The organism is Niastella populi (assembly GCF_002078015.1).
Classification (GTDB): domain Bacteria; phylum Bacteroidota; class Bacteroidia; order Chitinophagales; family Chitinophagaceae; genus Niastella; species Niastella populi.
The window spans coordinates 244973-256703 of sequence record NZ_LWBP01000210.1 but is presented as its reverse complement, the minus strand read 5'-3'; the positions used below and the strand labels follow the sequence as shown (position 1 = coordinate 256703).

Annotated in this window: 5 protein-coding genes; all 5 read right to left on the bottom strand. The window is 48.7% G+C overall.

Annotated features, from left to right (window positions below):
* Positions 1 to 317: 317 nt before the first annotated feature.
* The 5 genes from A4R26_RS26540 to A4R26_RS26515 all read right to left on the bottom strand — a co-directional run bounded on the left by A4R26_RS26540 (position 318) and on the right by A4R26_RS26515 (position 11720).
* Positions 318 to 2312, bottom strand: coding sequence for an SUMF1/EgtB/PvdO family nonheme iron enzyme (locus tag A4R26_RS26540; RefSeq protein ID WP_081169547.1), 1995 nt, complete (start codon positions 2310 to 2312; stop codon positions 318 to 320).
* Positions 2313 to 2530: 218 nt separating this feature from the next.
* Positions 2531 to 5137 (bottom strand): glycoside hydrolase family 2 protein, encoded by a 2607-nt coding sequence (locus A4R26_RS26535; RefSeq protein WP_081169546.1) that lies wholly within the window; start codon positions 5135 to 5137, stop codon positions 2531 to 2533.
* A 911-nt stretch (positions 5138 to 6048) separates the two neighbouring features.
* Entirely contained in the window at positions 6049 to 8211 is a 2163-nt protein-coding gene (locus A4R26_RS26525) for a glycoside hydrolase family 3 N-terminal domain-containing protein (RefSeq protein ID WP_081169544.1), read from the bottom strand.
* Between the two features lie 129 nt (positions 8212 to 8340).
* Entirely contained in the window at positions 8341 to 10191 is a 1851-nt protein-coding gene (locus A4R26_RS26520; protein WP_081169543.1) for a beta-galactosidase, read from the bottom strand.
* A 68-nt stretch (positions 10192 to 10259) separates the two neighbouring features.
* The gene (locus tag A4R26_RS26515; RefSeq protein WP_081169542.1) at positions 10260 to 11720 is read right to left on the bottom strand and encodes an alpha-L-fucosidase; all 1461 of its coding nucleotides are present in this window, start codon (positions 11718 to 11720) and stop codon (positions 10260 to 10262) included.
* Positions 11721 to 11731: the final 11 nt, after the last annotated feature.

Here is an 11731-nt window from a genome sequence, read left to right as displayed (position 1 = left end):
TCTTTTTTTAGAGGCAATCATTTGCATAAAATTGATGCAGACAAATAAAAAAAAATTAAAAACAATGATTACAATCATAAAATTGCCAAGCACTATATAATGTTACCGTTATAGCGGGTGGGAAAGCTATTGCCCTTAATGAAGGAGAATCGTGAATGGCCTCGTGAAACGGCAAACGTGAAACGTGAAAGGGTTCGCGATTATTCGGATATCGTTACGACCTTGCGCCGCCCGAATTTCAAGCCGATTGCCCCCGCCTTCGCTTACGTTTCGGACGGGCAAGGATTGCCGACGTACGCCGCGCTGGAGTTTGCCGATTACGGCAACTGTAACCAGGCCAGATTGAAACGATAATATAAGTTGCTGCTTACAAGGTGTATAACATTATCGGGCGTTTGGGTGGCAGCCAGGTAGCCTTTTGGTTCGGCATGGGTCGAATCCATGGTGAACACACCGGTCCATGCACCACCGTCGAGTTGCCTGATGGTTCCATCGGTCAACAACTTTTTAACCGGCCAGGTTTTTCCCTCGTCGAAAGAAAGGGCGGCATACATTCCATAACCTTTAAACACTTTCCCATCGGGTTTGGTGAAATCCATGCCCTCGACATTTGATTTACCCGGACTATGTGTAAAAGAAACCAGTAACAGCGGGCCTTCATTCAGACGGCGCAACACCAGGCGTTGTCCGCTGCTTATAGGTGGGAATACAGAAGGAGCATATTGCCAGGTAGCGCCAAGATCGGCGGAGATACTTACCGGCATTCTTTCGGTCGTACTATCAACTTTAATATTATCATTACGTCCCAGCGCCAGCAAGCGGCCATCTTTCAATTGCACCACACCGGCATGAATACCCGCAATTAGTCCACCCGTTGCACCATTCTTAAACAATGGTGTTACAGGCAGGGTATATGGTGTTGACCAATGCGCGCCTTTATCTTTACTGATGTGCATGGCTGTTCCGCCTCGTGAGCTGGGATCGGCATCGCACAACTGCACCATCCAGCCTTCTTTTGTAATTAATGAACCGGCAATCACCTGGTGGCGTTTTGCATGCTCCGGTGCGATCAACACCGGTTTCGACCAGGTAGCGCCGTTATTGGCGCTTTTGCGCATCACCATCGCCAGGTTCTGCCAGTCGCCTGCAGCTTCGAGACCGTTTATATGATACAACATACCTTTTTGATCGTATAATAAAGAGGTGCCGGTGGTATTTCTATCCGGTACACAAAAGAACATCGATGCCGTATCCCATTTATTATGACCGGCGCGCAACCGGCTTGCCAGGATCACCATTTCACGGCCCGACTCGGCATTGGTGCTGAACCAGGCTGCAAGCAGATCGCCATTGGGGCACCAGGTAATGGCCGGACAATGATTATGTTTATAGTACGGAGTACCTGAACTGCTGTCAGGTTTTATTACATAGGCAACCGGCGCATCGAAAAATGGTTCCGTTATATTATTCCAGCTAAACTTTTGTTGTGCAACCTGCATGGTATGAGCGGCCGGAGGTGCTGCCGGTAATGCTTTGGTACGGGGCATGGGCGCCTGTACAATTCTGAACCCGGTAAGCCAGTGTTTGTCTTCCGGCAACATCCCCTGCCTGTTGGCCGAGCGCAGGAAACGCACGGGCGTATTATGACTGCCGCCTCTTGTAACCCGGCTCATACCCGACTGCCGGCCAACCGGGTCGGTTTGCGAACCGGCGGTATAAGCGCCATACCAGTCGTAACACCACTCTTCCACATTACCATGCATATCATATAATCCAAATGCATTTGGTTCAGTTTGCGCTACCTGCAATGACACCGGCACCGGTGTGCGGTTCGTATGTTGTAATTTCTGCATGGCCGGGGGTAATTCATTACCCGTATGGTAATCGGTGACGGTACCTGCACGGCAGGCATACTCCCACTCCGCTTCCGTAGGCAGCCGGTAAGGTTTTCCTTCCTTACGCGATAACCAGGCGCAAAAAGCGACAGCTTCTTCATAACTGACAAACACCACCGCTTCATCATCTTTCAAAGAGAACCCGTTTTTGCCACGCAGCCGGCTATGCCCCGGATCGAATGCTTCATATTGTTTATTGGTGATCTCGGTGGCCGACATGTTGAAACTTTTTGAGATGGTTACCTCATGTACCGGGCTTTCATCGGCATCCTCTTTTCCCCGGTTCGATCCCATGGCAAACGTGCCGGCTTTTACCTCAACCAGCTGCACCCCTATGGAGTTCTTTTGTTGGGCAATGCTTTGTAAACCGGTTTGCATCAGCAAGTAACATATAATAATGAGCCGGGGATTATTCATACGGGAATAGAGGCTTTAATGTGCTTAAAGGTTGTAAAATAACGATTTCTCTATAAATAGAAAGGTGGACCGTTGGGTGGGTTGAAAGGTTGAAAAAGTTGACAACGTTAATAAAGGAATGCTGCCGGTGCGAGGCGCTCTACTTCCGGCAGATGACTCCCAAAAAAAACGGGCTCCCGATAAAGGGAACCCGCCTAATATTGTTTATCCGGATCCGTTTACTGCACTTTTATTTCCTGGGGCCGCACATTCTGGCCTTCGACTATAATTAAAGGTGCAGCGGAAGACTCATAGTCAATGGTGATCTTTTTCTCACCGCCGGGCACAATAGAAAAGTAGTTGTCGCTGTAGAACACCGGTAAGATCCGTTCTTTTTTATTGGCATCAACCAGCGTAACCCGGTTAAAAAATGCCACGGTATTGGTTGGCGGGTTCGTCAGCGTTACTTCAATTTTGCCTTTTCCCAACTGTTTGGCATTTGTTTTTAACAGCGCAGGCGCCAGTGCCTCCACACCGGTATAGTTCCCTATTTCATCGGGATACCAGTAGAAATTGTCACTGATCACCTGTTTCTTCTCATCGAGCAACTGCAGCGAAAGGAAAACACCTTTTTCTTTCGACAGGTTCGTCATCAACTCCTTTACTGACAGAATCCGCTTCGCCGAAGACGGTTCAATATATGTGAACACCTGCGTTACAAAACTGTCTTTTCCGTACATATCGTAAAAATGCACAGACAACATCAGGTTGCGCTGCTCTTCGAAGGTATTGTTTACGATAGTAACCATGCCATCGACGGGGTTGCACATGACGTGCAGGGGTTCGCTGCCTTTACGCAAGCCAAACAAACAGGCATTGGGGTCGAGGTAATAATCATACATCTGCCCGCGCATAGCCGTCCACGGATTTTGGGTTTTCCAAATGATGAAACCGGTGTACCAGTCCCACATGCGGTTACTGAAACCTTCCGACAGGGCGCGGTACTGATCATAATTTACCAGCTGCGCTTTTCTGGTCCAGTCGGCAATATCGAACAACCTGCCATACGGAGCAATGTACTGATCATACCCGATGTATTTATGATATTCCCAAACGGAATCTACTTTTTTGGGTGTATGCGTCGGGAACTGCATATTGGCCGGTGGTATAAAGCGCTGCAATGAAACGTAATCGCCTACACCCACCGAACCCACTTCCGAATTGAAGGGGAAGGTACGGTGTTCCCAAAAGTGACTTACAGGTTGTATGGTATATGGTCCATCGCCGTTTCCGCCCAGTGAATTATACGACATCTCATCGCTGTTTGAATAATCGACGAACCAGCGCGTACCATCCAATGCGGGTAATATAGAATCTCTCATCGGCACCAGAATATCCTCGGGAGGCGTGATCTCGTTACCACCGCACCACATGGCCAGCGAAGGATGATTGCGTACCATTTTTACCTGGTCGGCAACCGAATGTAAAAACAGGTTGTGATCATTGGGATATTTCCTGCGGGTCCATTGATCTTCCGATTTCATGGGATCGACCCAACGGCCGTTACAATCGCCCGACATCCAGAAATCCTGCATCACCAACATGCCATACCTGTCACATGCATTGAAGAACTCGGGGCGTTCTATCAACGCGCCACCCCATACACGGATCAGATTAAGGTTCATGTCGCGGTGATAGCGGATCTCGGCATCATAGCGTTTATCGGTAAAACGCAACATGGCGTCGGAAATGATCCAGTTACCACCTTTGATAAATATTTTTTGTCCGTTCACTGCCACCTGTTTGCTGCGGGTGATGGCATTCCAGCCTGTTTGAATTTCACGTACACCGGCGGTTACCGTTTCTTCATCGGAAACGGCGCCGTTTTCAATGAACTGGAATTTCACTGTATATAAATGCTGCGGGCCATAACCGGCAGGCCACCATAATTTGGGATTGTTGAGCTGGAACACCGGCAGCTTTACTTCTTTTACTTCGCCCGGCTCGATGGAAATGTTTTGTTTAACCGTTTGCCCATCGATCTGGTATTGCAACACGCCGTCCCTCTTTTTATCGGAAGCGTTCTCGAGTTCGGCGCTTGCCAGTATTTGCGCAGGTTGCTGCGGGCCTTCAGGTTTACGAACGCCAGGCACCTGTGTTACAAGATGCGGGTTCTTTACATTTACAGCACCGGTTTTTTCGATGTACACTTTGTCCCAGATGCCGGTATTGCGATCACGCATCGGCTGGATCCAGTCCCACCCCGCTACATACTGATGCGAAACGTTGCGGGCAATGGTGCCATCCCCACCCTGGCCGCCATTGGGGTTACCAACGGGATCGATGGGATATACGATCACTGCAAGCCGGTTGTTGCCATTGCTGTTCAGCAAGCGGGTAACGTTATAGTTCTGCCGCAGGAACATGCCGTAGTGCCGGTTGGCGTTCACTTTCTTTCCATTGAGAAAAATATCGCAGCTGTAGTTTACCCCTCTGAACTGCAACCATACCTGCTCGTTGCCCTGCGGCGCTTTTTCGGTAAAGTCTTTTACAAACCAGTACGTGTAATGATCGCGGCCGGTTTTATAAATATCGGGGATCTTTTCATTGTTCATGCCGTAAAAAGGATCGGGTACTTTTTTATTGTCGAGCAATGAAGTAAGCACGGTACCGGGTACGGTTGCGGGCATCCACCCTTTTACGGAATAGGATGCTGCGGAAATTTTATCGCCCGTTGTTTTCACCGATCCCATGGCGGCACATACCCAGCCGTTGTTCAATTCATAACGGTTCTGCCCCGCCGCTATGTGCACTGCCACCAAAAATAACAAGGTTAGTCTTTTCATTGTCTGGTTTCTTTATTGATTCTAAGTCGTGAGTGGTGAATGGTCAATGGTCAATGGTCAATGGTCAATGGTCAATGGTCAATGGCCTCGCGAAACGGCAAACGTGAAACGGCAAACGTGAAATGCCTCGCGAACTTCGTAAATACTTTACTAACTTGCGCCGCTCAATCTTTGCCTCTTTGCCTCTTTGCCTCTTTGCCTCTTTGCCTCTTTGCCTCTTTGCCTCTTTGCCTCTTTGCCTCTTTGCCTCTTTGCCTCTTTGCCTCTTTGCCTCTTTGCCTCTTTGCCTCTTTGCCTCTTTGCCTCTTTGCCTCTTTGCCTCTTTGCCTCTTTGCCTCTTTGCCTCTTTGCCTCTTTGCCTCTTTGCCTCTTTGCCTCTTTGCCTCTTTGCCTCTTTGCCTCTTTGCCTCTTTGCCTCTTTGCCTCTTTGCCTCTTTGCCTCTTTGCCTCTTTGCCTCTTTGCCTCTTTGCCTCTTTGCCTCTTTGCCTCTTTGCCTCTTTGCCTCTTTGCCTCTTTGCCTCTTTGCCTCTTTGCCTCTTTGCCTCTTTGCCTCTTTGCCTCTTTGCCTCTTTGCCTCTTTGCCTCTTTGCCTCTTTGCCTCTTTGCCTCTTTGCCTCTTTGCCTCTTTGCCTCTTTGCCTCTTTGCCTCTTTGCCTCTTTGCCTCTTTGCCTCTTTGCCTCTTTGCCTCTTTGCCTCTTTGCCTCTTTGCCTCTTTGCCTCTTTGCCTCTTTGCCTCTTTGCCTCTTTGCCTCTTTGCCTCTTTGCCTCTTTGCCTCTTTGCCTCTTTGCCTCTTTGCCTCTTTGCCTCTTTGCCTCTTTGCCTCTTTGCCTCTTTGCCTCTTTGCCTCTTTGCCTCTTTGCCTCTTTGCCTCTTTGCCTTTTCTCTCGTTGCCTTTTCTCGTTGCCTTTTTACCTCTTCCCCCCTGTTTTAACAGTAGCGGTTATTTTCTTATCGGCCGAATTGCCGCCGGCGAAAATAGTATAGTTGCCGGGATATAATTTCCAGCTTCGGGTGGCGAGGTCCCATTTCTGCAATTCTGCAGCCGGAATGCTTAATTGCACAACCGCTTCACCACCGGCTTTTACATGCACGCGTTTATAAGCTTTCAATTCTTTCAGCGGCATTCTTTCTACCTGCGGATATTCAACATACACCTGTACCACTTCATCACCATCCCTGCTGCCGGTGTTCTTTACTTTTATTGAAAAGGTAAGACTGTCTTTTGCCGTTCGTATGTTAGCCGGCATTTTTTGCCATTCATATGCAAATGAAGTATAGCTCAATCCATAACCGAACGGATACTGCACTTTGCCATTGAAGTAGCGATAGGTACGGCCTTTCATGGCGTAACTGTCGTATGCCGGTACATCGGCAAACGACTGGTAAAATGTTACCGGCAAGCGGCCGGCAGGCGATACTTTACCAAACAGGATATCGGCCAGTGCATTACCACCCTGCTCGCCCGGGTACCACGCCAGAACGATGGCATCGGCATATGGTTCTATGGCTGAAATATCAACAGCGCTTCCCGCTGTAACGACTGCAACAACCGGGGTTTTTGTTTTTTTCCTGAGCTCTTTCATAAAAGCAATATGCGCAGCGGGCAGGTTCATGTCGGGTTTGTCGCCGCCTTTTGCTGCGAGAAATGCATCGCCTTCTTCCCCTTCATATACGGGCGTTAACCCGATCACCGCCACCGTAATATCGGCATTGCCGGCTGCCCAGATACCGCCAAAATGAACGGTATCGGTATAATCGCAGCCGAGGTCATATTCAACGCGGGTGCCTGCATCAACGGCATTGGTAATGCCTTCGAGAAAACTAACTGCACGACTGCTTACGCCATGATAATTGCCCAGCAATGCATCCATGGATGCAGAGTTGGAACCAACCACCATGATAGCCGGATAATTCTTTTTATCGAGCGGCAGTAACTGTTTATCGTTCTTTAACAGCACCATGCTTTGTTGCGCCATGGTACGGGCAAGTGCGGCATGCCCGGCATTGGCCACACTGTCGGCCCCGTAACTACTGAATGGGTTGGCGGTTGCCGCATCGAAGAAACCCAGTTTTACCTGGGTGCGCAAAATATGCGCAAGCGCGCTGTCCACTTCTTTTTCAGTCAGCAGCTTTTGCTCTATCGCTTTCATTACGTCGTTTTGCAACACATTCGAGCAGTCGAGACTTACACCGGCCCTGATGGCCGCAGCCGCCACTTCAACGCCGGATGGCATTACTTTATGCCGCATGAAGATATCATCCAGTGCACCGCAATCGGTAACCACATGTCCTTTGAACTTCCATTCATTACGCAGGATCTGTTGTAGTAAGATATCACTGGTACAACAAGGCTGGCCGTTCACCCGGTTGTAACCGCACATCACCGATTCCACACCGGCATCAACCAATGATTTGAACGCATACAAATATGTTTCGCGCAGGTCTTTTTCATCAACCACGGCATTGAAGGTATGCCGGCCCGCTTCGGGACCGCTATGCACGGCAAAGTGTTTGGCACAGGCCGAGGTCTTTAAATATTTACTGTCGTTCCCCTGTAATCCTTTTACGAAGGCCGTTCCCATATTCGCCGTCAGGAAAGGATCTTCGCCATAAGTTTCCTGGCCGCGCCCCCAGCGGGGATCGCGGAAGATATTGATATTGGGCGACCAGAAGGTAAGCCCCATATATTGCAGTCTTCTGTTCTGTGCCAGCGATAAATTGTATTTGGCACGGGCTTCTGTAGAAATAACCGTAGCGGCCTCATGCATGAGATCGTTGTTAAAAGTGGCTGCCATGCCAATTGCCTGCGGAAATACGGTGGCCACTCCCGCCCTTGCAACGCCATGCAGCGCCTCGTTCCACCAGTTATAAGCAGGTATGCCCAGCCGTTGTACTTCCTTACTGCGGTAACCCAGCAGGGAGATTTTCTCTTCCAGCGTCAACTGATGCAGCAGGTCGTTCACCCGCGCATCCATTGGTTGCTGTGCATTGCGAAATACAGCAGTATTGTTTTGGGCCTGCGTCGTTAATGCAACGCAGAGACTTAATGAAAAAAGAATTCGTTTATTCATTATGTATATAAAATTAGCTTTAGAATATCTGATCTGGTGAATTGTGAGTGGTGAGATGATTCCGGTTTTTGGGGAATGTTGAATGCCGGCGGCTTATTCACCATTGACCATTGACCATTCACCTGTCTCCTATTCTCCCTTCAATTCCGTCAATACCGGTTTTGCCACCGTAGGTATCACCGGTTTAATATTATCGTTCAACTGCTCAAATACCACGATCTGATTTATACCTTTCTTCAACCAGCAACCAGGTAAATATAAAGTTTGCTGCGGTCCTACCTGCCAGTACCGGCCCAGGTTGATGCCATTTACAAATACGATCCCTTTGCCCCAGTTATGCATATCGAGGAATACATCGCCGGGGTTGGTTACACTGAACGTACCGCTGTAAATAGCCGCCTTCCCTTCTTTTTGTTTGCCTGTACCAACAACCGGCGCTTTATCGAATGGAAGTTTGTACATATTCCAGCCGCCGGTGATCTCCATATCATCGATGAGCACCGGTGAAATAATGCCTTTGCTGTTATGCACTATCTCACTGCCATAATTGATCCGGCCCATATTCTCCACCAGAATCTCGAGCATACCGTTAAAAGGAATATTTATTGCAGCAGTATACTCTTTATTCACGCGATTTAAGACCGCCACTTTCTTTCCGTCAACATAAACTACAGCGTAATCACGCAATCCTTTTATCTGCAGGGTACCCTGTACAGGTTGGGTAAAACGTTTACTGTACAATACATATCCATGCCCCTGGTTCAGCGCTTCAAAAGATAGTGGTGTATCGGCCACTACCGGTTGTACTGTTTTTTTAAGATCAAACAGGTCAATCGATCTGTTCAGCTGAATGGCAGGCAGTGTGATCACGGGGATCTTTGCAGGTATTTCCGGTACCGTATATTTTGCATATTTTTTTATCAGATCACGCACGGCAAGATATTTGGGTGTGGCCCAGCCTGCTTCGGAGATCGGCGCATCATAATCGTAGCTGGTAAGATCGGGTTGAATATCGTGCTCATTATTGTAATTGGCGCCGGATGTAAATCCGAAATTGGTGCCGCCATGTACCATGTAAACATTGAAGTGCACACCGTTCTTCAGGTATTTCTCTATTTGCTGCGCAACCTGCTGCACACCGATATTGGGAAACGGTTCGGCCCAGTGGTGTAACCAGCCGGGATAATATTCCGCTACCATATACGGGCCTTCGTTATTATGGTATTTATTCACTGCCTTTTTCAGGTTCTCTACATTGTCTTCGCCATTGGCAGTCGGTAATATACCGGGTATAGAACCGCCTTCAAACAACCACGTTCCATCGGAAGTGAAGAATGGCCCAGTTAACCCTGAACTTACCAGTTGCTGATGTATGGCTTCATTATACCTGCGATGTGTGTCAATGGGTATATCCTTCCGCTGCGACACGTATGATCCGAATTCATTTTCAACCTGCACCATAATAACGGGTCCGCCACTGCTCACGAGGTAAGGCTTTACCTGCTCAGCCAGTTTATTGATGTAAACCTTGCAGGAATCTAAAAACGGCTGGTTGTATGAGCGAATGACGAGGCTGGTATCTTTCGATAACCACCAGGGATAACCCCCGAATTCCCATTCGGCGCAGGCATACGGACCCGGCCGCAGAATTACAAACAACCCTTCTTCCTTTGCAATGCGCAGGAATTCGGCAATGTTGTGACTGCCTGTTTTGAAATCCCACACTCCGGGGGCCGGGTTGTGATAGTTCCAGAATACATAAGTAGCCACCGTGTTAAGGCCCATGGCCTTAACCATTTTTAAGCGGTGCCGCCAGTATTGCGCGGGAATGCGGGCATAATGCATTTCGCCCGAGTGAATTTGTACAGGTTGATTGTCGTATATGAACAGCCCGTTCTTCACTTCAAATGAACGGGCTTTTTGAGCCATGGACGCACCGGCCATCAACATGCACACCAAACCAAAAAGAAACCATTTCATGTTGTTAACCGTGCCACAACGCCAGAGAAATTGCATAATATCTTTCTACAATTGGTTCTATAATATGATTAATACAGGGCTACGTTTGAAATGAGCGGACAGGCTTTTGAAGCGGTGATATTGACCCGCACTTTACCGGCTTTTACAGGCGTAAGTTTCAGGATGCGCTTATACCCGATAGTAGTGCCGGCGGCTACCTGCTGCCAGGCATCGTTGTTCCACACCTCTACCGTAAATGATTTTACGCGCTGGCCCAGTTTTATATATTCCTGCAGCATGATGTATTTGAACGTTTGCACCTTGCCGGTGTTTATTTCGAGCGATGCGGTAGTTACTTCGTCATCTGTTGCCCAATACGTTTCGTTGCTGTTATCAACCGCATTGCCGGCCGCATAAGCGCCTGCCTTACCCCGGAAATTGCTGGCGGTTGCAGAAGCGCCCGCAGCTTTATTCTTACCTAATTCGCGGTTGAGGATATTGCGGAAGCCGTACAATGATTTGATATCCTTTTCATGGAACAAACCGCGCTGATCGGGCGGAATGTTCAGCAGCAACACCGCGCCACGGCCTACTGAGGTGAGATAAATGTCGAACAACTGCTGCGCGGTTTTAACCAGTGAATCTTCTTTCTTATGATAGAACCAGCCGGGCCTTATAGACACGTCCACTTCTGCGGGGATCCATGCAGTTCCATCTTCAGAGCCGGTATTCAATAAATCCTCGATGCCCGCTTTTCCGGCGTAGAGGGTATCGGGTGTAATGGTGTTCCAGTTGGTTTCCCCCGCAACGCCTCTTTCATTACCTACCCAGCGTACACCCGGACCTGCATCGCTGAAGAAGATCACATTGGGCTGCATCTGCCGCACCAGGCTTAACGTCGCTGGCCAGTCATAATACGTTTTTCCATCGATCTTTCTTTTTTCCCTGGCGCCGCCATAATAACCGTCACCGCCATTGGCCCCATCGAACCACATTTCGCAAACCGGTCCGTAACCGGTGAACAATTCTTTCAACTGGTTGCGGTAATAAGTAATGTAATCAGGTGTGCCATAATCGGCCCGGTTCCTGTCCCACGGTGAAAGATATACCCCAAATTTCAACCCGTACTTTTTACAGGCATCGGATGCTTCCTTTACAATATCGCCTTTCCCGTTTTTATACGGACTGTTCTTTATTGAATGTTCGGTGTATTTGGTAGGCCATAAACAAAAGCCATCGTGGTGTTTACAGGTGAGGATCATTTGTTTGAAACCGGTTTCCTTCAGCACCCGCGCCCATTGCATGGCATCGGTAGCGGCGGGGTTAAACAACTTCGGGCTTTCATCGCCATAGCCCCACTCTTTATCGGTAAATGTATTGATGGTAAAATGTACAAAGGCATTGGTTTCCATTTGGTGCCAGGCAAGTTGGGCAGGCGTTGGTACCGGGCCAACAGGCGCCGGCGCATTTACCTGGGCCTGTGCGGATAAAAATGAGAATGACACAAATGCCGCCGTCGCTATTGAAATAACTCCTTTACTTACTTTCATACGCTCTACTG

What these genes read in the sequence shown, in the direction of transcription:
- A4R26_RS26540 (WP_081169547.1), bottom strand. Translation starts at nt 2,312, where the DNA reads ATGAATAATCCCCGGCTCATTATTATATGTTACTTGCTGATGCAAACC.
- A4R26_RS26535 (WP_081169546.1), bottom strand. Translation starts at nt 5,137, where the DNA reads ATGAAAAGACTAACCTTGTTATTTTTGGTGGCAGTGCACATAGCGGCG.
- A4R26_RS26525 (WP_081169544.1), bottom strand. Translation starts at nt 8,211, where the DNA reads ATGAATAAACGAATTCTTTTTTCATTAAGTCTCTGCGTTGCATTAACG.
- A4R26_RS26520 (WP_081169543.1), bottom strand. Translation starts at nt 10,191, where the DNA reads ATGAAATGGTTTCTTTTTGGTTTGGTGTGCATGTTGATGGCCGGTGCG.
- A4R26_RS26515 (WP_081169542.1), bottom strand. Translation starts at nt 11,720, where the DNA reads ATGAAAGTAAGTAAAGGAGTTATTTCAATAGCGACGGCGGCATTTGTG.